At 55.8% G+C, this 23,421-nt stretch carries 21 protein-coding genes; 12 read left to right on the forward strand and 9 right to left on the reverse strand.

All coding sequences use genetic code 11. The features are described 5' to 3' along the window. Nucleotides 1-8: 8 nt before the first annotated feature. The 6 genes from yidD to HFN16_RS01725 all read left to right on the forward strand — a co-directional run bounded on the left by yidD (nucleotide 9) and on the right by HFN16_RS01725 (nucleotide 5,715). The gene (gene yidD / locus HFN16_RS01700) at nucleotides 9-284 is read left to right on the forward strand and encodes a membrane protein insertion efficiency factor YidD (RefSeq protein WP_168892225.1); all 276 of its coding nucleotides are present in this window, start codon (nucleotides 9-11) and stop codon (nucleotides 282-284) included. Continuing rightward, nucleotides 257-1,918 (forward strand): membrane protein insertase YidC, encoded by a 1,662-nt coding sequence (gene yidC / locus HFN16_RS01705; RefSeq protein WP_168889054.1) that lies wholly within the window; start codon nucleotides 257-259, stop codon nucleotides 1,916-1,918. Before yidD ends, yidC begins: the two co-directional genes overlap by 28 nt. Before the next feature lie 81 nt (nucleotides 1,919-1,999). Then, nucleotides 2,000-3,121, forward strand: coding sequence for a protein jag (locus HFN16_RS01710; protein ID WP_168889055.1), 1,122 nt, complete (start codon nucleotides 2,000-2,002; stop codon nucleotides 3,119-3,121). A 452-nt stretch (nucleotides 3,122-3,573) separates the two neighbouring features. Further along, a complete protein-coding gene (gene mnmE / locus HFN16_RS01715; RefSeq protein ID WP_168889056.1) occupies nucleotides 3,574-4,965 on the forward strand; it encodes a tRNA uridine-5-carboxymethylaminomethyl(34) synthesis GTPase MnmE in 1,392 nt (463 codons plus the stop codon). Nucleotides 4,966-4,967: 2 nt separating this feature from the next. Beyond that, nucleotides 4,968-5,258, forward strand: coding sequence for a hypothetical protein (locus HFN16_RS01720; protein ID WP_168889057.1), 291 nt, complete (start codon nucleotides 4,968-4,970; stop codon nucleotides 5,256-5,258). Between the two features lies 1 nt (nucleotide 5,259). Continuing rightward, entirely contained in the window at nucleotides 5,260-5,715 is a 456-nt protein-coding gene (locus tag HFN16_RS01725) for a GNAT family N-acetyltransferase (RefSeq protein ID WP_168889058.1), read from the forward strand. On the opposite strand, the gene nhaA is transcribed toward HFN16_RS01725, so the two are convergent. Next, complete coding sequence (gene nhaA, locus HFN16_RS01730) at nucleotides 5,712-7,070, reverse strand: Na+/H+ antiporter NhaA (protein WP_168889059.1); 1,359 nt, start codon at nucleotides 7,068-7,070, stop codon at nucleotides 5,712-5,714. The genes HFN16_RS01725 and nhaA overlap by 4 nt on opposite strands. A gap of 173 nt (nucleotides 7,071-7,243) precedes the next feature. Next, nucleotides 7,244-9,667, reverse strand: coding sequence for a diguanylate cyclase (locus HFN16_RS01735; RefSeq protein WP_168889060.1), 2,424 nt, complete (start codon nucleotides 9,665-9,667; stop codon nucleotides 7,244-7,246). Between the two features lie 200 nt (nucleotides 9,668-9,867). On the opposite strand from HFN16_RS01735, the gene panC reads away from it, so the two are divergent. The 3 genes from panC (at nucleotide 9,868) to metK (ending at nucleotide 12,345) form a co-directional block, all read left to right on the forward strand. Then, nucleotides 9,868-10,716 (forward strand): pantoate--beta-alanine ligase, encoded by an 849-nt coding sequence (gene panC, locus HFN16_RS01740; RefSeq protein WP_168889061.1) that lies wholly within the window; start codon nucleotides 9,868-9,870, stop codon nucleotides 10,714-10,716. 1 nt (nucleotide 10,717) lies between these two features. Then, the gene (panD, locus tag HFN16_RS01745) at nucleotides 10,718-11,095 is read left to right on the forward strand and encodes an aspartate 1-decarboxylase (RefSeq protein ID WP_168889062.1); all 378 of its coding nucleotides are present in this window, start codon (nucleotides 10,718-10,720) and stop codon (nucleotides 11,093-11,095) included. 80 nt (nucleotides 11,096-11,175) lie between these two features. Continuing rightward, nucleotides 11,176-12,345 carry a methionine adenosyltransferase gene (gene metK, locus HFN16_RS01750; protein WP_168889063.1) on the forward strand — a complete coding sequence of 390 codons (1,170 nt, stop codon included), beginning with the start codon at nucleotides 11,176-11,178 and terminating at the stop codon, nucleotides 12,343-12,345. An 86-nt stretch (nucleotides 12,346-12,431) separates the two neighbouring features. Here the strand turns inward: metK and HFN16_RS01755 are convergent, their stop codons facing one another. Beyond that, nucleotides 12,432-13,160: a transporter substrate-binding domain-containing protein gene (locus HFN16_RS01755; protein ID WP_168889064.1), complete on the reverse strand. Its 729-nt coding sequence runs from the start codon at nucleotides 13,158-13,160 to the stop codon at nucleotides 12,432-12,434. Nucleotides 13,161-13,348: 188 nt separating this feature from the next. On the opposite strand from HFN16_RS01755, the gene HFN16_RS01760 reads away from it, so the two are divergent. Then, a complete protein-coding gene (locus HFN16_RS01760; protein WP_168889065.1) occupies nucleotides 13,349-14,977 on the forward strand; it encodes a glutamate synthase-related protein in 1,629 nt (542 codons plus the stop codon). 66 nt (nucleotides 14,978-15,043) lie between these two features. Here HFN16_RS01760 and HFN16_RS01765 read toward each other — a convergent pair whose 3' ends face one another. From HFN16_RS01765 to HFN16_RS01790, 6 genes are all read right to left on the reverse strand, one after another. Then, nucleotides 15,044-15,817: a methyltransferase domain-containing protein gene (locus HFN16_RS01765; protein WP_168889066.1), complete on the reverse strand. Its 774-nt coding sequence runs from the start codon at nucleotides 15,815-15,817 to the stop codon at nucleotides 15,044-15,046. Then, the gene (locus tag HFN16_RS01770) at nucleotides 15,786-16,394 is read right to left on the reverse strand and encodes a hypothetical protein (protein WP_168889067.1); all 609 of its coding nucleotides are present in this window, start codon (nucleotides 16,392-16,394) and stop codon (nucleotides 15,786-15,788) included. The genes HFN16_RS01765 and HFN16_RS01770 overlap by 32 nt, the downstream gene beginning before the upstream one ends. Continuing rightward, nucleotides 16,387-17,559, reverse strand: coding sequence for an 8-amino-7-oxononanoate synthase (gene bioF / locus HFN16_RS01775; protein ID WP_168889068.1), 1,173 nt, complete (start codon nucleotides 17,557-17,559; stop codon nucleotides 16,387-16,389). Before bioF ends, HFN16_RS01770 begins: the two co-directional genes overlap by 8 nt. 133 nt (nucleotides 17,560-17,692) lie before the next feature. Then, a complete protein-coding gene (locus tag HFN16_RS01780; RefSeq protein WP_168889069.1) occupies nucleotides 17,693-18,940 on the reverse strand; it encodes an EAL domain-containing protein in 1,248 nt (415 codons plus the stop codon). Between the two features lie 242 nt (nucleotides 18,941-19,182). Continuing rightward, complete coding sequence (locus HFN16_RS01785; RefSeq protein WP_168889070.1) at nucleotides 19,183-19,515, reverse strand: P-II family nitrogen regulator; 333 nt, start codon at nucleotides 19,513-19,515, stop codon at nucleotides 19,183-19,185. 51 nt (nucleotides 19,516-19,566) lie between these two features. Further along, the gene (locus HFN16_RS01790; RefSeq protein ID WP_168889071.1) at nucleotides 19,567-20,925 is read right to left on the reverse strand and encodes an ammonium transporter; all 1,359 of its coding nucleotides are present in this window, start codon (nucleotides 20,923-20,925) and stop codon (nucleotides 19,567-19,569) included. A gap of 573 nt (nucleotides 20,926-21,498) precedes the next feature. Between HFN16_RS01790 and HFN16_RS01795 the strand changes: the two genes are divergently transcribed. Then, a complete protein-coding gene (locus tag HFN16_RS01795) occupies nucleotides 21,499-22,296 on the forward strand; it encodes a 2-amino-3,7-dideoxy-D-threo-hept-6-ulosonate synthase (RefSeq protein WP_168889072.1) in 798 nt (265 codons plus the stop codon). Nucleotides 22,297-22,311: 15 nt separating this feature from the next. Further along, entirely contained in the window at nucleotides 22,312-23,295 is a 984-nt protein-coding gene (locus tag HFN16_RS01800; protein ID WP_168889073.1) for a 3-dehydroquinate synthase II family protein, read from the forward strand. Nucleotides 23,296-23,421 lie beyond the last annotated feature (126 nt).

Consider the following 23,421-nt stretch of genomic DNA (forward strand, 5'->3'; position numbering starts at 1 on the left):
GATAAATGATGCGCAGAATTCCTCTGGCGCTCATTTGGGTATACCAAAAACTCATCTCTCCCTTGCTGCCCCCGGCATGCAGGTTCGTACCGTCGTGCTCTGAGTACGCGAAAGAAGCTGTCATCCGCCACGGGGCCTTCAAGGGCTCCCTTCTCGCGTCCTGGCGTCTCCTTCGTTGCCAACCTTTATGCCGCGGGGGATATGACCCCGTTCCGGCCGTTTGGCCCGACCCTCAATTAATAGCGAGAATCATTCCATGGACAAGCAGGAGAAACTCCGCCTAGTCATTGCTATGGTACTTAGTGCCATCGTCATTTTCGGATGGCAGTACCTCAACGCCCCCTCAGCCGAAGAACAGGCCGAGATGGCTCGTAAGGCAGCCGAGGCCGAAAAGAAAGCAGCCGCGCTCACCCAGCAGGCTGAACAAGTCGCTGACGCGCCGGCCACACCGGCTCCGGACTTCAAGCCCACCGAGGGCACTCCCGTCACTGTTGACACCCCGCTCTACACTGCTGTTTTCAATTCCCAGGGCGGCGTCCTCGAGAAGTTCATTCTCAAGGACTACAAAGATACCATCGCAGCTGATTCTCCCAATGTTGACCTGATCGGGTCCAAGGCCTTCACCAAAGGTCCTCTGGGTATTATCCTGACCAAGGGCAACAAAGAGTTCCACACCTGGACCCGCGGCAAGTGGGCCTTCTCCGGTTCCGACATCGTCGTCGCCGAGCAGGATGGCACCAAGACCCTGACCTTCACCGGCCAGGCTGGCGGTTTCCAGATCGAACGCGTCCTGACTTTCCACCACGACTCCTACCTCATCGAAGAGGCCACCACCGTCACCAACCTGACCGGTACCGGCGTCGAGGGTTCCATGTCCTTCACCGCTGCAGCCAAATCCATGTCTGCAGAGGATGATCGCTACAACCCCACCAAAGTGGCTTACCTCAACACTGAGGGCCGCGAGGAAATGGACGACCGTGACGACCTTAAAGAAACCGGGCTGTCCGCCACCAACGGTTTGATGTGGGGCGCCATCGAGTCCAACTACTTCATCTTCGCCATTGTCCCGGACAACGACGAAGCCACCCTGTCCGCAGGCGTGCAGGATGACATCTTCCGCATGGCTGTGAACCAGGAAGCCACCTTCATGCCCAACGTGGCCAAGACCCTGAAGGCTTCCTACTTCGTTGGTCCCACCGACCGCGAAATGCTGAACAAAATGCCCAACCAGCTTGGCGACGCCGTTAACTTCGGTTGGTTCGACTTCCTGGCCAAGCCCATGCTGGTCGGTCTGAACTTCTTCTACGACTATGTCGGCAACTACGGTATCGCCATCATCCTGCTGACCATCGTCATCAAGCTGATCTTCTGGCCTCTGTCCCAGAAGAGCTACGGTTCCATGGAGCAGATGAAGAAACTGCAGCCCATGGTCGCCAAGCTTCGTGACAAGTACGGTGATGACAAGCAGCGCCTGAACCAGGAAACCATGGCTCTGTACAAGACCTACAAGGTCAACCCCATGGGCGGTTGTCTGCCGATGGTCGTACAGATTCCGGTCTTCTTCGGTCTCTACAAGGCCCTTCTTGGTGCAGTCGAGCTGCGACACGCTCCTTTTATCGCGCATGTCCCGTTCACCGACCTGCCCTGGCTGGCTGACTTGTCCGCCAAGGACCCGTACTACATTACACCGATCATCATGGGTGCATCCATGTTCCTGCAGCAGAAGATGACCCCGAGCGCGGGTGATCCCACGCAGCAGAAGGTCATGATGTTCATGCCTCTGATCTTCACCTTCATGTTCCTGCAGTTCCCCTCCGGTCTGGTTATCTACTGGCTGCTCAACAACATCCTGTCCATTGGTCAGCAGTTGATGATCGCTCGTAGCACCAAGGCCAAGGCCGCTGCCAAGGAAGCGTAATCTACAATTACCGACGGCTCCGCAGCCAATACAAAGCCACCGGGGGGCTACATTTTACCCCGGCAAGACAAGGAAAACCAAATGAGTGACTTCAAAGAATTCCAGGGAAAAGACCTGGACGAAGCCATCGAAAGCGCATGTGATTACTTCAATCTCAAGCGCGACCGGCTGGAAATCGAGATCCTATCCGGCGGATCTTCCGGCATCTTCGGTATCATGGGAGTGAAAAAGGCCAAAGTTAAGGCCCGCGCCCGTGCCCAGGTAAACGCCACTGACATTCTTAACGGTGACGAAAAGGCCAAGGCAGAAACCAAGAAGCCCCGTGAGAAGAAGGCCAAGGCTGAGCCCAAGAAAGAGCGCAAGCCCAAGCCTGCACCCAAAGCAGAAGCCCCGGAACCCGGTAACGCCATCGAGCCCGGCAACGCAGCTGCTCCTGAAGTGGACTACGACCGCCTGGACGAAGAGGTGAACGGCAATGTCATGGAACCCGAGGTCAACCTCGAAACCATCGACAATGAGATCAATGGCAACGTTGATTCCGCACCTGTGGAACAGAAGAAGGGCAAGAGACAGAACAAGCCTCGCGACCGGAAGCCTCGCAACAACCGCGAAGAGCGTCCGCGCCCCGAGCGCAAGGAGCGTAAGCCCCGTGAACGCCGCCCGCAGCGTCAGGAACAGCCCCGTGAGGAGCGTCCCCGTGCCAACATGGACGACTTCGATCACGATCTGCTCAAGGCATCCACTATGGAAGTCATGACCCAGTTGCTCAAGCCCATCGTCGGCGACACCAGCATTGAGGTCACCATCGAGTCCGACCGCGTCAAGGTCTTCATCGATGACGAGGAAAACAGCGGCCTGATCATTGGTCGCGAGGGCCAGACCCTCTCCTCTCTCCAGTACCTGGTGAATCGTCTGGTTTCCCGCAAGATGGAAGCTTCCATCCGCATTCAGGTGGACACCGGCGATTACCGTGAGCGTCAGGACGACAAACTCCGTCAGATCGCTGAGCATCTGGCTGACAAGGCTTCCGATCTGGGTCGCACCCAGTCCACCAAGCCCCTGTCTTCCTACCATCGTCGCGTGGTACACTTGGCACTGCAGGAGAACGAAGAGGTATTCACCCGCTCCAAGGGCGACGGTCCCATGAAGCGCGTGCTCATCGTTCCCAAGAGCCGCAAGAACGACAATCGTCCGCGCCGCTAGTTACGAAACAAACAAAAAAGGCCCGCTCCGTTTGGAGCGGGCCTTTTTTTGTTTGTATTATTCTAGCGGACCCGGCTTCGTATAGCGGCACATCTGCTGCGTTGGAAGGCGCGAGCCAATCCTCACCGTAGCTAGGCTACGCCTCCGGGTGGCTCGTGCCTTCCGCCTTGCAGCTGCACCACTTTACGAAGCCTAACGTGGTTGGGGAGAAGAGGGAGCATGCTCAGAGGAAAAACTGATGACTCTTTTTTGGCTACGGGCGCACCCAAAAACCTTACGGAGTTTAAGCAAAGTATTGTGTCGATAGTTTCGAGCGAAGCGAGCTATGGGATTCCAAAGGCCCTCGGCCTTTGGCGGGGTGCAGGAGCACCCCCCCTACTCGTCCAATCTTAATCCGCCTCATAGGCGGTTCTTCTTTTGCCTTTCAAAAAAGCATACTGTAAGTAGGCATCATGCTTGACCCGAAACTTGCCAAGGATACAATTGCAGCCATTGCCACCCCTCCGGGTGACGGTGGTGTTGGTATCATCCGCATCAGCGGAACGAACTGCCGCGTCATAGCGAGTAAAGTCTTCCGCGCTGCTGCCAAGTCATTCTCCGACTTCACCCCGTACCGACTGCATTACGGCCATGTGCTGGATGCTAACGGCCGTGAACTGGACGATGTACTGGCCGCATTCATGCCCGGCCCGAACTCCTATACAGGCGAAGACGTGGTGGAAATCAACTGCCACGGTGGGCGCGCCGTTTTGTCTGCGGTTCTGGAAGTAATCCTGAACCTCGGCGCACGACTGGCCGCACGCGGTGAATTCACTTACCGCGCCTTCATGAATGGTCGCATGGACCTGTCACAGGCCGAAGCCGTGGCAGAGATGATTCATGCCCCGACCAAGGCCGCCATGCACCTTGCACAGGTGAAGCTCTCCGGCTTGCTCGGCAAAAAGATCAGCGAACTGAGAGCCAAACTGGAACACCTGCGTGCACAGCTTGTTGTGGCGGTAGACTTCCCTGAGGACGAGGTGGAGTGCCTGTCTCCGGAAGAGCTGGTCAAAGTAAGCTCCGAAGTACGAAGCGAGATCAACGGACTGCTGTCGGCAGTTGACCGCACCAAGGCGTGGCGAGAAGGCGCACTGGTTGTACTGGCTGGCCGGGTCAATGCAGGCAAGTCGAGCATGATGAACGCCCTGCTGGGGCGCAACCGTGCCATTGTCACGGACCAGCCCGGCACCACTCGTGACTACCTTGAAGAATCCATCAATCTGGATGGCCTTAATATCCGCCTTGCTGACACAGCCGGCATCCGCAAGACTGACGATGCCATTGAGGCTGCCGGTCTGGAAATGGGCCGCGACCTGATGGACCAGGCTGATCTGGTGCTCTTCCTTGCTGATGGTACTGCCCCGCTTGAGGAGGATGCTCTGGAAAGGGCCAGAATCCTTGATCCGGATAAGACACTGGCCGTGCTGAACAAGTCCGACCTTCCGAATTTCAGCGCCGACCATGGCGCCGCACTGGCCAACCTCAAGCTGGAGACCATATCCGTCTCTGCCAAGCACGGTACCGATATCGACTCGCTGTGCAACCGCATTCGTGAACGAGTTCTGCACGGAGCGGGGCAACCCGATCCTGATGAACTGACGCCCAATGCTCGACAGGCAGCCGTGCTCGCTTCGGCCACTGAAGAACTGTTGCTGCTTGAGCAAGACACGGAAATGGGTATCCCTTACGACCTGCTCAGCGTTCGATTGGAGACGGCCTGTGACATCCTCTCCGGCATCACGGGCGAAATCACGTCCAATGAAATTCTCAACGCCATTTTCGATTCATTCTGCATAGGAAAATAACCGTGACGACTGAAACCGCTTCCACTGAAACCCAGCCTGAAATCATCGACGTACAGCACGTTACCTGCGGCCTGGTGCCGCTCATGCAGACCCACCTGGAAGGCTCGGACCCCGAAGTCCAGTCCGTCAGCTTCAAGGTTCGTCAGGGCATCCACACCGAACTGTGGAACGCCTTTGGTTCCGGCGGCAGATGGCGTCTGACCAGTGTGGAAAAGGACCTTTTCTTCGATGTCGCCACCTTTGTGCGCGAAGAGGAAAACACCCTTGATCCTTTAGGACTGATGGATTTCTAGCATGCTACTCCCGGAACTCGTTGTTGGCGGCACAGAGCGCCTGGATGACATCCGCCCCATGTGGGAGGCCCTCAACAAGCTCCACGCCCAAGTCGCGCCGCATTTCCGACTCGATTTTGAATGCTACGAGTTCAAAGACCGCAAGGCGTACCTTCAAAGCAAGGCGACCCTTGGCGAACTCCGCATCTTCCTCATTCGCCTGAAAGGCAAATTCATCGGCTATTGCGTGGCCTCATTAGGCAATGACTTTCATGGGGAGATCGAATCCATCTATGTGGACGAGCTGTACCGCAGCATGAAAATGGGCGACACGCTCATGCGTGCCGCCCTGGATTGGATGGATGAGAATGGAGCCATCACCAAGTCCATCAATGTGGTCTATGGTAATGAAGCGGCCTTTTCCTTTTACGAAAAATACGGCTTCTACCCCCGTTCCACAACGCTGTTACAGCGTTAATCTTCTGAACTCTCCCCGCCTGAGGCGTCCGGCGCCATGTACTTCAGGATACAATAACCAAGTGCCCCTGCAGCCAGCGAGGCGAACAAGATTGCAATCTTGGAGAGCTCGACCAGTCGTGAACCGTCATCAAAGGCGAGGTTGGCGATGAAGATGGACATGGTGAAACCGACACCTGCAAGGCAACTTGCGCCCCAAAGATGTATCATGGTGGTGCGGTCCGGGAACTGAGCCAGTCCAAGCTTGTGTACCAGCCAGCATGCCCCTGTTACACCGACCTGCTTTCCTACCACCAAGCCGATGAAGATTCCCATGGAAACCGGTGTCACCAGGTCCTGAAAGATATCTGCTTCAAATGCCACGCCGGCATTGGCGAGGGCAAAAATCGGCATGATGCAGAACGCAACCCACGGGTGTAGGGCATGCTCAATGTTCTGCAACGGGGTGGTTGCGTCATCATAGGCGTGCTCCATGGAGTGCAACGCCATCTGCTGTTCCCTGTTGGTAAGCACGGTCTTGCCCGGCGTAATAGCCATCTCAAAGGTCTCGGCAGCGTTGCGAAGCTTCTCCACGAAATTGGTGCAGTTCATGCGCGTTCCGGCCGGGATGGTCATGGCGGCCAATACACCCGCAATGGTGGCGTGGATGCCTGACTTGAGGAAGGCAAACCAGACAATGATTCCAAGCAGAAGATAGGGAATGGAGTGCCGAATGCGCCAGCGCAGATTGAGCACGGCCATCATGACGAGCACTACCACACCAACGGTCAGCGCAGTCAGGTCCAACGACGTGGTGTAAAACAACGCGATGACCAGAATGGCACCGATATCGTCAACAATGGCGACTGCGGTGAGAAAAATCTTGAGCCCCACAGGCACACGACTGCCAAGCAAAGACATAATCCCCAAGGCAAAGGCGATATCCGTGGCCATGGGGATGCCCCAACCGCCAATGGACTCCTCACCCATATTAAGAGCGACAAAGAAAATCGCCGGAATGACCATACCACCGATGGCTGCGGCCACAGGCATAACGGTCTGGCTCGGGGTGGACAATCCACCCACCAGGAGTTCGCGCTTGATCTCCAGCCCCACCACGAAGAAGAAGATCGCCATGAGTCCATCATTGATCCACAGAATGGCGGGCTTGGACAGCATCCAATCCCCAATTCCAACGGTGAGCTTGGTCTGCCACAGGGTAAAATAACTCTCAGCCCACGGCGAGTTGGCCCACACAAGGGCGGCCACAGTACATATCATCAAGGCAATACCGCCCGCGGCCTCCATCTTGAAAAACTCATTGAAGGATGCAAGCAGGTAGCGAATGGGTAATGGTCTTTCTTCTCTCTGATTCATGAAAACTCTCCAACCAACTGATTCAAAACAAACACTTTCGCTTTACCACGCAGCAGCGCAAGGTGCAGCAAAAAATTAGTAAAACTAATACTCGTCCTATAATGAAATAGGAGAGGGAGATGATCCGCATATGACCATCCCCCTCTCCCTCGTGATTGTATGGAGAGTATTTTCTACCCAGCAGCGCGGGCTTTGACCTTGGCGGCTTCCTCGCTCTTGCCCTGTGCTTCCAAGGCCTCTACCAACACATCCCAGTAGATATCCTTGCCCGGCGACAGTGCCGAAGACTGGCGAGCGAGCACTTCCGCGATCTGTGGGTCCTCACCCTGATCGAGGTAGAGTCGGGCGAGCAGATGCATGGCCTGATGATCGTTGTGGTCGGCATTGAGCGCGAGGTGGAGATATTCACGGGTATCCTCGATATCGCCAAGGACGTAAGAGACACGGGCCAAAGGACGAAGCACCATGCGCTCCCCGCCGGGTTGCTCCATGGCCTGCTTGTAGAGTTCGGCAGCCTTCTTGTAGTTGCCGCCCTTCTCTTCAATGGAACCAAGTCGCATCAGGGAATAGACATGGGCCGGGTCTGCTTTCAGGCACTGGCGATATGCTGCCTCCGCCTTCTTCAGATCGCCCAGACTGTGGTTGGCCCAGCCCAGATTGTAGAGGGCGAGAATATCCTTGTCATCAATGGCGATGACTTCTTCAAAATGCGTGCGCGCATCCTCAAACCGTCCCAACTGAGCGAAGCAGATGCCCAGCGAGTTGCGAGCCAGCAGGTTCTCGTCATCATCAAGAAGCGCCAGCTTGAACTCGTCAATGGCGCCATACACATCGCCATCCATGAAACGGCGGTCTGCGGAAAGATTGAGTGAAATGGAATCAAACACGGCAACGCAAGGCTCGGGCAGCAGCATGGCGTGATCAAGGGCCTTTCGGCAATTTTCGAGAATGTCTGCCCGCTTGTAATTCAGGAAAGGATAGCAGGACGAACCGATGGAGACTTTGAAGGACAAGGTGTCGGCCACCCGCTTTTCAATCTCCAGCGTGCGCTCCATGAGGGTCTCGCAGTCCACATCCTCTTGGAAAAAGATCATGCCGTTGAGGCCGAAGCGGCCACCGTACGCCTTGTCACCAAGCACGGCGCGGGCAATGTTGGCCACACCGGAGACCATCTGGTCCATGGCTTCCTGATAGTTGTCGTCCGAGTCGGCAGGCTGATCCAGAATACGGATCAGAGAGAGACCAAACTGCTCGCTCTCCTGACGAACCGTAGTCAGATGAGCCGCGAAGTCACTGTAGGAAACCAGTCGGGCTGCATCCTTGCGAACAGCGGCATCTTCCACTTCCGGCTGTACCGCGAACAGCGATTCATCTCCTTCAATGAGCTTGAGACGATCGCCGGGTTCCACGGTCCATGTCGGGTCCGCGATATGGAGTACTTCCGCAAAAGAGAGCTCTTCCTGCACTTCGACCAGAACGACCTCGCCCTTGTACATGGCGGGGTAACGGCCGGACAGGCGTTCGTCCTGAGACAGGGTGGCAGATGCAGCCGCACCGGACTTGGGCGCGCGCAGCAGGAACCGCTGGCCCACCTTGGCCCCGACAGTTTCACCAATGGACACGACCATGCGGTCCATGGGCAGCTTCTCGATGACACGGCCGCCCTTGGTAAGGATATCGCCATAGCCGAACACGCGGTTTCGGCCCTGATCCTTGGAAACGCCCACGCCCTTGCGCGCCTTGCGCACCAGCATGCGGGCCTGCTCGGAAGGAGTCCGGCGGAACTGGCCGCCCTCCAACCCTTGCGGGTAATTAACGAAACCGAGAGAACCGGTCAGGGTGATGGTGTCCTTGGTAATATCATCGGTAAATGAAAGCTTGGAAATACCGGAGCGAATAACCTCGGAAAGCTGGAAGCAGGAACGCGGCTTGGCGTCCGGCACGAGGACGGCGAACTTGTCGTTGGCGAAGCGGGACACGGTCGTATACTTGGGGCAGACCATACTCAACAGGCGGCCTACTTCGGACAGGATGTCATCGCCAGTCAGGTAGCCGTAGCGCTCGTTGATGGTCTGAAAATTGTCGAGGTCGAGAAAGATGACGCCCAGTGTACCGGAAAAAGCCATTTCGGCGGTGTTACCTTCTACCCCTGCCCGGCAACTGCCGTGGGCGATGCACCCCTGCACCTGATCGATGGAGTTGGCCAACTCATCAAAGAAATAATCGCGGGAGTAGAGGCCGGTCAGCGGTTCGGTCACACTCTTTTTATATAGAGCGATCTTCTCGAGGACAGCGGTAGCCAGCGCCATGATGTACTTGGGAGCGGTGGACGGCGCTTTCAGCTTCACGCCTTTGGCAATGAAGTAGCAAAGCATGCGATCCTGAAAGACCAACGGCAGGACGAGCTCCTTGTCCTCGGCCCTATACTCCGGTTCGGGCACAGGCGTCCCCTTGTTTCCCCTAGGGAAGAAGAGGCTGTAGGATGTGAACGGCAGAAATTCACTGATGCAGTCCTTGATCGTATGTTCGAAATCGATCAATTCCTGCGGCGTGAAAGACAACGACTCGTCCGCGAAAATGTCTTTTATGGTCCTCATGCCCGGAAACGTACATCCCCCTGCATTTTTTCTCAAATAAAAGTTGGGGTTCGCTCCCGGCATAGAGCGAGAAAACTTTCCCTCAGTCACTCATATTTGATAGAATTGAATTTGAACTATATCAATGCATCTTGATATAGTTATTTTTTTCTTGACTATTATAGCTGTCCCTGTCAGTTCCACTATTAACGATGGAAACAATGCAGATAATTCGTGACCCCAAAGAGCTCCAGAAGCAATGCCTGAAATGGCGGCAGGAAGGCCTCACCATAGGCCTGGTGCCGACCATGGGCTTTTTTCATGACGGACACCTTGCGCTGATGAAGCGTGCACGGCCCGAATGCGACAAGCTGGTAGTAACCCTGTTCGTGAACCCGACCCAGTTCGGGGAGAACGAGGATCTGGACAAGTACCCCCACGATTTCGAGGGCGACCGCGCCAAGGCAGAGTCCCAAGGTACGGATATACTTTTCGCGCCGGCTCCGGACGCCATGTACCACCCGGACCACGCCACATGGATCGATGTGCCCGAACTGGGCCAGCACCTGTGCGGCTCGGCCCGTCCCGGTCACTTCCGCGGAGTGTGCACCGTTGTCACCAAGCTGTTCATGCTCACCCAGCCTGATCTGGCTGTTTTCGGGCAAAAGGACTGGCAGCAGCTCGCCATCATCCGACGCATGGTGCGCGATCTGGACATCCCGGTGAAACTCATCGGCCACGAGATTATTCGCGAGGCAGATGGCCTGGCCATGAGCTCACGAAACGCCTACCTCACCGAAGAAGAACGCGCTGCCGCACCCGGCATCCGTCAAGGTTTGCAGAAAGCTGCCGATAAGGTGGTGTCCGGCGAACGTAATCCGGACGCTGTGAAGAAATTTTTGAAAGATGAGTTTTCCGCCGCCATTCCCATGAGCACGGTGGATTACATTGAAGTCGTCGACCCCGAAGCCATTGTCCCTGTGGACGAGATCACCGTTCCTGTCCTGGTGGCCGTAGCCGTGCAAGTTGGCAAGGCTCGACTGATCGATAACCTGTTGATTGAGGTATAAAATGGCAAAACGCTGTTTTCTGAGCGCCAAGATTCATGGCGCCACCATCACCATGGCGAATCTGGAGTACCGGGGCAGCCTGTCCATCGACACCAAGCTGATGAAACAGGTTGGCATTCTGCCCTACGAACAGGTGGATGTGTACAACCTGGATAATGGAGAACGCCTGACCACCTACGCCATCCCCGGCGCCCCCGGAGAGATCTGTCTCAACGGTGCCGCCGCACACAAGGGCAAGGTCGGACAGCGCGTTATCATCGCCACTTACATGTGGCTGGACGAGAGCGAGGCACACACCAAGAAGCCCCGCGTCATCGTCGCTGGCAAAAACAACACCGTTGATGAAATTCTCGAGTGCGACCTCACTCCCGATTTCTAGACGTCACACATTTTAAAACCATCATCAAAGTTGATCCGATAGTGACAACACTTCCGAATCAACTTTAGGAGGACTCTCTCATGCAGATTGAAGGCAAGTATCTGTTCACTTCCGAATCCGTTACTGAAGGTCACCCCGACAAAGTCGCCGACCAGATTTCCGACGCAATCCTCGATGCCATCATTGGTCAGGACGCTATGGCTCGCGTGGCCTGCGAAACCCTGGTCACCACCGGTATGGCTTTCATCGCCGGTGAGATTTCCACTACTGCTTACGCAGATTTCCCGGAGATCGTCCGCGCCACCATCAAGGACATCGGCTACAACTCTGCCGACAACATGGGCTTTGACTGGGAAACCTGCGCTGTCATCTCCTCCATTGACAAGCAGTCCCCGGATATCGCTCAGGGCGTTGACCGCCAGAAGCCCGAAGAACAGGGCGCAGGCGACCAGGGCATGATGTTCGGTTTCGCCACCAACGAGACCCCGACCCTGATGCCCACCCCGATCTACTACGCTCACCAGCTCTCCAAGCGCCTCACCGACGTGCGCAAGGAAGGCGTTCTGGACTACCTGCGCCCCGACGGCAAGACTCAGGTCTGCGTCGAATTCGACAACGGCAAGCCCGTGCGCATCGACAACGTTGTTGTCTCCTCCCAGCACGCTGAAGGCGTCGAACTCGGCCAGCTGCAGGAAGACATCCTTCGTGAAGTCGTCCTCAAGACCCTGCCCGAGGACCTGATCGACGATAAACTCAAGTCTTACATCAACCCCACCGGCCGTTTCGTTATCGGTGGCCCCGTCGGCGACTGCGGTCTGACCGGCCGTAAGATCATCAACGACACCTACGGCGGTGCAGGTGCCCACGGCGGTGGCGCATTCTCCGGTAAGGACCCGTCCAAGGTCGACCGCTCCGGCGCTTACATGGCTCGTTACGTTGCCAAGAACGTCGTTGCTTCCGGCCTGGCCGACCAGTGCGAAGTCCAGATCGCTTACGCCATCGGTGTTGCCGATCCCGTCTCCGTAGTTGTCTGCTCCCGCGGCACCGGCAAGGTCTCCGACGAACAGCTGACCAAGGCTGTCAACGAAGTCTTCGACCTGCGCCCCTACTACATCCTGGAACGCCTGGACCTGCGCAAGCCTATCTTCCAGAAGTCCACCAACTACGGTCACTTCGGTCGCGAGCTCCCCGAGTTCGGCTGGGAAAAGACCGACGCTGTCGACGATCTCCGCACTGCCTGCAAGATCTAGTCGATCATCAAAGCGACACAACAAAGGCCCCGGCAGCACATGCTGCCGGGGCCTTTTCATTTTTCGAAATATGTCATGCGAGAGGACTAGTCTTCGCTCTCTCCATTCTCCTTCGCAATGCGTTGCATCTCAATCGCAAATTGGTTGGCCAACGCATGGCCCTTGGCACCCAGCGTCTTGGAAAAAGCCACGAAGAACTGCTGCCGCGCCAAGGAAAACATGACGCGGACCTTGTCCCGATGCCCCAGTTCATTGAGCACAGCCGCGCCACCATAGCGGTTGCCCAACGCGACATCAAACCGCCCCTCAGCAAGCATCTTGTACAGGGTGTGGCTGTCTTTGACAAAAACCACATTTCCGCCCAGTTTTTCCAGCACGCCTTCGCCATAATGGTAGCCGCGCACCGCGCCGACATCATGACCATGCAGGTCATCCAGCACGACGGGCCGAAATCCGCTGGCGTTGTTCACGTACACGACGATCTCTTCATAGATGGAGCTGAACGGCACGTATTCCATATATTGTGCCCGCTCCTCATTCCAATAGAGGTTGGCGGCGCAGTGCACCTCTCCTGTTTTCATCTCATAAAGCAAACGCGCAAACGGCAGAGGCTGAAAAACAGGCTCGAGACCGAGCTTCTGACAAACTTGTCGGACAAGCTCCACGGCTGTGCCATGAGCCTTGCCATCCTTGGGATAATTAAAGGGAGGGTATTTGATATATGCAACACGCAACTCTTCTGCTCCTGCCGGTGCAGCCATAAGGCCCGGCAGGAAGACGCCAAAGAGTAACAACGCTATTAAATACAACCGCATATTCAGGACCTTGCCACGACCTGAGCTTCACATCAAACAAAAAGGTGGGGCAATTCTGCCCGGCATACATTTTTGTATGTAATAATTGTCGTTTTTGTCGATTTAAGATGACTTCGGCATTTTGCTTTGTTACAAACTTGCCACTTTATTCATTTGAACATTCATTCACACCTATTTGGAGAGAGAAATTGACGAACTTCCCAAAAAGTAATGACGTATTAGGAAGCGTAAACCGCGGTAACGCCATTGATTCAGGTCTGTGCACCCTGTGCCGGGCCGATTGTCAGGGCAAATGTGAGACTTGGCTTTCCTCCCTGCGTGGCCGCGAAGTGCTGTACCCCCGCGACTTCGGTCTTGTCACCGCAGGCAGCGGCAACACCACCCACGTGGGCGTTTCCTACAACTCCCTCAGAATTCAGGGTCTGAACTACGGTGCCATGGGCGCTCCCTGCACCGACAAGGACCTGCTTTTCACTGATGTTTCTCTGGAGACATCCTTCGGCGCCAAAGAGACTACCAAATGTAAAGTTCCCTTCATGACCGGCGCCCTCGGTTCCACCTTCATCGCCGCCAAGTACTGGGACGCTTTTGCTTCCGGTTGCGCGCTGGTTGGCGCACCCATCGTTGTCGGTGAAAACGTTGTCGGCGTGGACCGCGAATCCGAGATCAAGAACGGCCGCATTTCCAAGGCTCCCGAGCTGGAACGCCGTATCGACACCTACATGCGCTATTACGATGGCTACGGCGCAATCATCGTGCAGCTCAACGTTGAGGACACCCGCAACGGCGTGGCCGAATACGTGGCCGAGAAGTACGGCGACAAGGTCATCATCGAACTCAAGTGGGGTCAGGGCGCCAAGAACATCGGCGGCGAGATCGAAGTCACCAGCATCGAGTACGCCCAGTTCCTGAAGAAACGTGGCTACCTCGTGGATCCCGATCCGGAAAAGCCCGAAGTCATCGACGGCTACAATCGCGGCTCCATCAAGCACTTCGCCCGCCACAGCCGCCTCGGCTACACCAACCTCGCCACCTACGAACAGGTTCGCGACGAGTTCATGAACTCCGTCAAGTACCTGCGCGAACTCGGCTTCAAGCGCATCTCCCTGAAGACCGGTTCCTACGGCATGGAAGCGCTGGCCATGGCCATCAAGTTCGCCTCCGAAGCAGAACTTGACCTGCTCACCATGGACGGCTCCGGCGGTGGCACCGGCATGAGCCCGTGGAACATGATGGAAAGCTGGGGCGTCCCCTCCATCCTGCTCCACTCCAAGGCGCATGAATACGCTTCCCGCCTCGCCGCCAAGGGCAAGCGCGTAGTGGATATGTCTTTCGCCGGTGGTTTTGCCAAAGGCAGCGACATCTTCAAGGGCCTCGCCCTCGGCGGTCCTTACGCCAAGATGATCTGCATGGGCCGCGGCATGATGATCCCCGGCTTCCTCGGCTCCAACATCGAAGGCGTGCTCAACCCCGAGCGCAAGGCTGCGGTCAACGGCAACTGGGACAAGCTCCCCGCCGCTGTTGCCAAGTACGGGCAGTCTGCTGAAGAAATCTTCGCCTGCTACTCCGACGTTGAGAAACATGTCGGTAAGGATGAGATGAAGAACGTGCCGCTGGGTGCGGTCGCCATCTGGTGTCTGGTGGACAAACTGTCCGCAGAGCTGCAGCAGCTCCTGTGCGGTGCGCGCAAGTTCTCCCTGCAGGAAATCGGTCGCAACGACATTGCCTCCGGCAACCGCGAAACCGAACAGGAAACCGGCATCCGTTTCATCACCGATATCATGGATGAAACCGCCAAGAAGATCCTCGACATGTAAGACACGTCGAACTGATCAAACCACGAGGCCTGCGGCAATGTCGCAGGCCTTTTTTTTGTAAATGGGCTAGCGGCGGCCCCAAAGATAGAGAATGGAAGAGGTCGAAGGGATACCATCAGTGACGCGGAATCGCTCAAGGTAGTTGATAAACTCCTTGTACGCCGACTTGGATGGCTGCTTGTCCCCGCCCGTTGCAGTGGCTCCGGTGGAACGATGAGCACGCAGCATATCGGATGCACTGGCATAGTGACAGGTATAGCTTGTCTGCTCCCACTGCACATCTGTCACGTGGGCATCCTGCAGAATTTCAATGAAAAACTCTGCCGGACGCATGGGAAGCATGGAGCCGAAGCCGGTAGCAGCAGAGGCCTTGGCAAACTCGGCATAGGTTCCTTCTACAAAGATGGAAAGGGAGAAGAAACCACCGTTTCGCAGCAGCTTGAGGTTGTCATGAATGGTGACTTCTGGCGAATGATACCACTGCATTGTGGACGAACTCACCAGCAGGTCAAAGCTGTCTTGTGACAATTTGAGACACTCGGCATCGGCCATCACCAGTTCCGGATTAGAGAGCATGCGCAGGTTAACCTGCGACAACATTTCCGGGGAGATATCCACGGCCACGTATCTGTCGTGCTGACAACGAGACGCGATATGCCTGGTCAGGACGCCGCCCCCCGCACCGATCTCGATAACGGCAGGATACTCGCCCTCCGGAACATGTCCGGCACACTTCAGCGCAACCTCGGCCTGCACCTTGGCGGCCTTGGCGTACGTATCCCTCGCCCGGTCGAATGCGCGGCGGATGCTATCTTTGGAAAGCGATGTCGATAATGTCATTGTCTGCAATCCAGTGCCCGCATGTCAGGGCCATGTAGGAAGCCTTGGGCATGGTTTCCCAGATATCTTCCGAAGCCAGCGGGGCCACGATCCGGTCATGCTCGCCGTGAACAAGCACAGTCTTTTCCGCTCCCAGATGGGAAGCTGCCGCGCGTGAGGTACGCAAATATTCCAACCCTTCAATCAGACTTTCCGTGTCGGCCGGATCAAAGGGAACCGTGCCACGGAATCCGCAATTGGCAAGAAACCCGTCAATAACGCTCTGCGGGTCGCGTTTCATGCCACGAATCATCAGTTTGACGATCTTGTCAGCAGTGTAATCCGTGAACCCAAGAAATGGAGCAAGCAGTACGATACGATCAAACCGCTCCACCACACGACTCCATCGTTTCAACGCCATGTGGGCACCAGTGGACCATGCGATGAGCGTCGACGCCTCGGAAGATTCAAAGCGCTCGAATATTTCACGTTCGCTATGCCGCACAAAGGGCATGAGGAATTCGCCCTTGCCTTTCAAGGCAGGGAACAATTCCGGATAGCCGGCCCAGCCGGACACAAAGAGAAAATCGTTAATCAAGGCTGTCCACCATCCGGGATACGGCCTGTTTGAAGTGGCTCAAGTCCGCATCAGTCAAGTCCGCGCGCAAGCTGATCCGTAAGCGGGCTGTCCCCTGCGGCACAGTGGGCGGGCGGACGGCACCGACATAGATCCCCTGCTCCATGAGCATGTCTCGCGCCTTGAGCGCGGCCTCGTTTTCACCGAGAATAACAGGAATGATGGCAGTCTGCGACGGCCCGGTATCCAAGTCGAGTTGTTGCAGGAATCTGCGCACATCACCTGCCATGACACCAAGGCGCTCACCCAACTCCGGCTCACTGCGAACAAGACGAACCGCCGCCAGATTTGCCCCGATGGTTGCGGGAGGCAAGGCGGTAGAAAAAATGAAGGGTCGTCCCTTGTTACGCAGAAATTCGATAATATCCGACTTGCCAGCCACATAGGCCCCGTAAGAACCGAGCCCCTTGCTGAAGGTCCCCATGTGAACATCTATCCGATCAGAAAGACCGAGTTCGGCGGCAAGTCCACGCCCCTTGCCCATAACTCCGGCAGCGTGCGCTTCATCTATTACAGACAACACCTGATAGCGTTCGCACAGTTCCACTATGGCAGTCAGTTCTGCCAGATCACCGTCCATGGAGAAAACGGAATCCGTGACAAGCAACTTTCTTGGCGCGTCGGCATGCTTTTCCATCAGCGCGGCAAGGTGCTCCATGTCATTATGACGATAACGAACATGCTTTGCGCCGGACAAACGGACACCGTCCACTATGGATGCATGATTGAGTTTGTCGGAGAAAACGACTGTATGCCTGTCGGCCAGCGTAGACAGAATCATCAGGTTGGCCGTGAAACCGGAGCCGACCACCAGGGCGTCTTCCTGTTTCTTGAACTCGCGAAGCTCCTGCTCCAACTCATCAAACAGCGAGTAGTTGCCGCTGATAAGGCGGGACGCTCCGCTGGAGGTGCCATACTTTTCCGTGGCGTCGATGGCGGCCTGTTTCAATTCCGGCCGCCCGGCCAATCCAAGATAATTGTTGGACGCGAGGTTGAGCAGTTGCTTGCCGTCATACTGCAGCCACTTGTCAGCACCACTCTCCACAGGGGGAATCCTGCGGACAAGGTTCTGCTGTTCGAGTTCCTGCAACTCTCCGAAAATGAAATCTCTATAGGAGTACGACATGATATTGCCTGTGGAAACGATGGCGTCGCGATTCGCGAAAAACCATGATTCGCGCCGTACGTTTCAGGCACAGGAATATACACTTACCCCACGGAAAGCAATGAATGAGTAGGCCGCAGCCTAAACAGCCGTTCTAAAGATAACAGGCGCAGGCGTCCTCGCGGCTCATGTCGGAGCACAGGATGAGATGGCGGCCGCTAGCCTTGTGGTAAAAGACATGGGCAATGGTGATGCAGAGATTACCCGAGGCAAGCGAGATGTACGGTTCAGTAGTGAACTTCTCCAACCCGGCCTGAACCGGCAGGAAATATTCCTTGAGGGAATGATCTGCGCCAAGACGTGCGGGCTCGTACAGGAAGCGACGGCTTTTCTTCAGCTTGCTGGGATTGCACAAAGTATCACTTACCTGACGTCCTTTCATATCCAGCACATACAGACACTCGACACTGGGGTACGTATCAATGAAGCGGGTCAACGCCTTATCAATACCTCTTGAGGGGGTATCCGCCAGAGAGTGACACATGGTCAGCATCAACAAATCGTAATTCTTGAAGACGCGTTTCTCTTCCGCGAAATGACGGGTCCGCTGTTCACGATGCTTCTCTGCCAGGGCGTGTACTTTTTCGGCCATTCCGGGCACGGCATCAAGGCCGGGCGCGGGACGCGCAAAGAAAAAGCCCTGAAAGACATCAACACCGTTACCGAGCAGGCACATGGCCTCGCCGCTTGTCTCCACGCCTTCGGCCAATACAAGACTGCCGATACGGTTGGACATCTGCACGAAACTGCGCACCACTTCAAGCTTGTGGAAGTGCTTATCCACACCGGAAATGAGTGAGCGATCCAACTTGATGACATCGGGCTGAATCATCGGGATACGGTCGAGGTTGGAAAAACCTGCTCCAACGTCATCCAGTGCAATGAGGAAGTTCTTTTTGCGATAGAACCGGACGAACTCCATGAGTGCGTTCTCGTCGTCGCAACGGGACTCGATGATCTCGATAATAACGTTATTGGGGCTGACGCCACAACGCTTGATGAGCTTGAGCAGATGATTGGAACCCCGTGTAGCCTCGGTGATGCAGGATGCATCGATATTCATGGAGAGCATCACGGACTTGTCCTTGCGATGCAGGGGGGCAAAGGCTTCAACCGCTTTTGTTCGGCAGACCCGGTCCAAAGCGAGCCGGGATGCCGCGTCCCGGGCCTGACCGAACAGCAGGGTTGGAGGTACAATTTCTCCGCTTTCGGGGTCGAATCCTCTGCTTAACGCTTCCAGTCCGATGACGGCCTTGCGCTTAAGCGAGACCTGGGGCTGAAAATGGGTAAGTATGGACTCTTCTTCTAATATCTTTTCGAGATCGGGCACGGTGGTAAACATTGGACTTACTACTTATACGACAGATAAAACTCAGAAATTCAGGCTTAAATTCGTGTTTTAATGGTTGGCAATCAGAGAGCCGGGGCGGCTGAGCCGCCCCGGCTCCTTCAGTTTTCGCAATCCACTTTGTGCTTCCTGTCCCGAGTGCCGGGAGGCTATGGCGGGTGCGACTCGGGACTACGACGATTCTCGTCGGTCTGTTGTTTCCCGCCTAAACGAAGCGTGGTGTTTACGGTTGATGATTACAGGATTCCATCTTCTCCGGTGCGGATACGCATGGCTTTGGCCAGTTCGGTGACGAAGATTACGCCATCACCTTCATTTCCGGTCTGCCCTGCAGACTTAATGGCTTCGATGGCCGGGGCTTCGAAGTCGTCGTTGACGCCGATTTCGAGGCGGACCTTTTTGAGCAGATTCACTTCCATCTGCACACCGCGGTAAGTTTCAGTGAATCCCTTCTGGCGGCCGGAGCCGAGGATGTTTGTTACAGACAGGGAGTAGATTTCCTTGGCGTACAGGGCCTGCTTCACGTCGTTGAGCTTTTCGGGCCTGATGTATGCTATGATGAGCTTCATTTTCTTATATCTCCTTATGATATGGCTGTTGGTCTTATCTTGGCTGTCAGACTATTCGTTGCTGAAGAGCTGGAAGCCGTTGTAGGACTCGGAGCCGTGCTCGGCGATGTCCAGACCCTTGAGTTCTTCGTCCTTCTTGACGCGGATACCGAAGATGGCCTTGACGACGGACATCAGGATGTAACCAGTACCGAATGCCCAGACGAAGAAGACACCTACACCGATGAGCTGTACGCCGAGGAGGCCAACGCCGCCGCCGTAGAACAGGCCGCCGTCAGTGTTGAAGAGACCGCAGGCCAGGGTACCCCAGGCACCACACACACCGTGAACGGAGGATGCGCCGACGGGATCGTCAATCTTCAGGACCTTGTCGATGAATTCGATGGACAGGACAACGAGCAGACCAGCAATGAGACCGATGATGATGGAGCCGCCGGGGGATACGGTGGCACAACCAGCGGTGATACCAACCAGGCCAGCCAGGGCGCCGTTCATGGTCATGGAGATGTCAGGCTTGCCGAAACGGAACCAGGAGATAACCATGGCGCCGAGTACGCCGCCGCAAGCTGCCAGAGAAGTGTTCATGGCGATGAAACCGATGGAGCCGTCAGCAGTGGTGGTGGAACCGGGGTTGAAGCCGAACCAACCGAACCAGAGGATGAAGACACCGAGGCCTGCCAGAGGAATGTTGTGACCGGGGATGGCCTTTGCTTTGCCGTCTTCAGTGTACTTGCCGATACGGGGACCGAGAACCATGGCACCAGCCAGAGCGATCCAACCGCCTACGGAGTGAACTACAGAGGAACCGGCGAAGTCACAGAAACCGAGGCCTTCGAGCCAGCCAGCGCCATCGTCGCCGAGCCACAGAGAGCCCCAGGCCCAGTGACCGGAGATGGGGTAGATGAGGCCGGTCAGGACGATGGATACAATGATATAGCTACCAAATTTGGTGCGCTCGGCCATACCACCGGAGACGATGGTAGCGGCAGTAGCGGCGAACACGGACTGGAAGAACCAGAAGGTGTAGGTCCAGGACAGATCGCCTTCAGCAACACCGGCGAGGCCGAAACCGCTGGTGCCAATGAAGCCGCTGGCGTCCACGCCGAACATGACGCCGAAACCGAACAGGAAGAAGATGACGGAACCGGCGGAAAAATCCAGGAAGTTTTTCATCATGATGTTACCGGCGGACTTGGCACGGGTAAAACCGGCCTCGACGCAACCGAAACCTGCCTGCATGAGGAAAACCAGGATGGCGGCGACCAGGGTCCACAGTACATTACCATGGAACTGGGTCATGAGTTCAACCTCTTCAGCAAAGGCGAGGCTGGGGGCAAGGACTGCAACCATCGCGCCCACGGCGATGGCGGTCTTGCGGGATACGGGGGTCGGGGACTTTCTCAAAAACATTACAATGCTCCTCCTTAAAAGTGGAATGCGTTTCAAACCTGACTCCCCTGTATCAAAAGCCGTGCCAAAGTGAATTTTTATTGCCAACCCTGTAAAATAGCCATTTTCTCGGTTTTCATTTTGTTAGATTTTTTTCAAATTTGTTATTTACTACATTTTTGAAAGGTCAAAATTGCACAAAAATTGTCAAACGTAACAAATTACACAAAATGACCGCCGGTCACTCTTTTATATTGTAATATATAATATCATATTGAAATTGTAACATTTTATTTTGTTGACAGAACAACCGTTGCAGTGCTAGCTAAAAGGCCATGAACTTCACCACCCCCCTATCCGCATACTTTTCCAACTTTTATTTTTGGTATTGGTATAGCCACGCTCGTGGTCTTGGAAGGGGTGCAGTGTGAGCCTGGTGAAGGCATAACAAACTAGCAAACTAACTCTTCAAGGGCCGCGGGCGTAAGCCGGCGGCCCTTGTTTTTTTTGCCCGAGCCGCCGAGCCACACGAAAGAGAGAGAACCGTGAGAGAGAGTCCCGGCTGGCGAAGAGGCAAAAAACAGGAGAAGACAGATGCACATCGGAAAAGCGATCAGATTGGAGAGAATCGTTAACAGGAACACAGGCCGCACCATCGTGGTCCCCATGGATCACGGCGTAACGGTCGGCCCCATTGACGGGCTAGTGGACATGCGCGAAGCAGTCGGCAGGGTCGTTGACGGCGGGGCGAACGCCGTCATCGAGCACAAAGGCCTTGTCCGCTGCGGACACCGCGCTTCAGGCAAAGACATCGGACTCATCGTCCACCTGTCCGCCTCCACTACCCTGTCTCCTTTCCCCAACGCCAAGTCCCTGGTCGCCTCGGTGGAGGATGCAATCCGCCTGGGCGCTGACGCCATCTCCATCCATTGCAACCTCGGCGATGAAACCGAAGCCGCCATGCTGAACGATTTCGGCAGAGTCTCTTCGGAAGCCGCCAACTGGGGCATCCCGCTGCTGGCTATGGTCTACGCACGCGGCCCCAAGGTTTCCGACGAGTACGATCCGGCCGTGGTCGCCCACTGCGCCCGCGTGGGCACCGAGCTCGGCGCGGACATCGTCAAGGTTCCTTACACCGGTGACATCGAATCCTTCTCCAAGGTCTGCGACGCCTGCTGCATCCCAGTGGTCATAGCAGGTGGACCAAAACTTGACTCTACCGAATCATTCCTTCAGATGGTACATGATTCACTGGAAGCAGGCGGCGCAGGCCTTTCCGTGGGACGCAACGTATTCCAGCACGACGACCCCACCCGCCTTGTCGAAGCCCTCAACATGGTTGTCCATCAGGACGAGACTGTTGAAACGGCCCTCAACCATCTCAAAGGATAACAGCGGTACATTCCAATGAAAAAAGTCATCTACAAGTCGGTCCCCTTCAACAAGGATCTGATCACCCTAGCCCTCGAATCCGGCGTTGACGCCGTGATGGTCGAGAAGAAGCACGTCAAGGACGTGGAACTTCTCAGCAAGATCAAGGTCATCACCCCCGAGGACATGCCCGTGGTCGAGCTGACCAAGAAGTCCGACGAAGACGTAGCCATCAAAGGCATCAAGGAAGGCAAGCAGGTCGTCCTCAAGCAGGGATGGGAGATCATCCCGGTGGAGAACATCCTCGCTCAGGTTGATACCCTCGCCCTTGAATGCGAGGATCTGGACCGCGCAGTTCTGGCCGCCGGTATTCTCGAGCGCGGCTGCGACACCGTGGTTGTCCTCCCCGAAGGCGCAACCGATCTCAAGCAGATCGTCTCCGAACTCAAGCTCTCGCAGGGAACCATGGACCTCCAAGTAGCCACCGTCACTGAAATCGAATCTACCGGCCTCGGTCACCGCGTGTGTGTGGACACCATCTCCATGCTCAAAAAGGGTCAGGGAATGCTCATCGGTAATTCCTCTGCCTTCTCTTTTCTCGTCCACGCCGAGACCGAATCCAATCCCTATGTTGCTGCCCGCCCCTTCCGTGTGAATGCCGGAGCGGTTCACGCCTACGCCCAGATGCCCGGCGACAAGACTACCTATCTCGAAGAGCTTGCCGCAGGAACCGACGTCCTCATCGTGGGTGCAGACGGAGCCACCTCCATCGCCACCGTGGGCCGCGTGAAAGTGGAAATCCGCCCCATGCTGCTCATCAAGGCTGAAGTCAAAACGTCCGAAGGCGTCAAGGAAGGCCAGGTGTTCCTGCAGAATGCCGAGACCATCCGCGTCGTCTCCGATAAGGGCGAACCCGTGTCTGTCGTCACCCTGAAGAAGGGCGACAAGATCATGGTCAAGACCGACGAAGCAGGTCGCCACTTCGGCATGCGCATCAAGGAAGAAATCGTGGAAGGGTAACTCCTCCGACTGGTGGACGGGGAGGTGCTCCTGGCCTCTCCGTCCATCCGGATGAATCATAAAGGCGCGTTACAATCTTTATATAATGTTAATATAAGAATTTCAAAGTAAGCTCGTATAATCATA

Origin of the sequence: Pseudodesulfovibrio sp. zrk46, from assembly GCF_012516435.1 — a bacterium.
Classification (GTDB): domain Bacteria; phylum Desulfobacterota; class Desulfovibrionia; order Desulfovibrionales; family Desulfovibrionaceae; genus Pseudodesulfovibrio.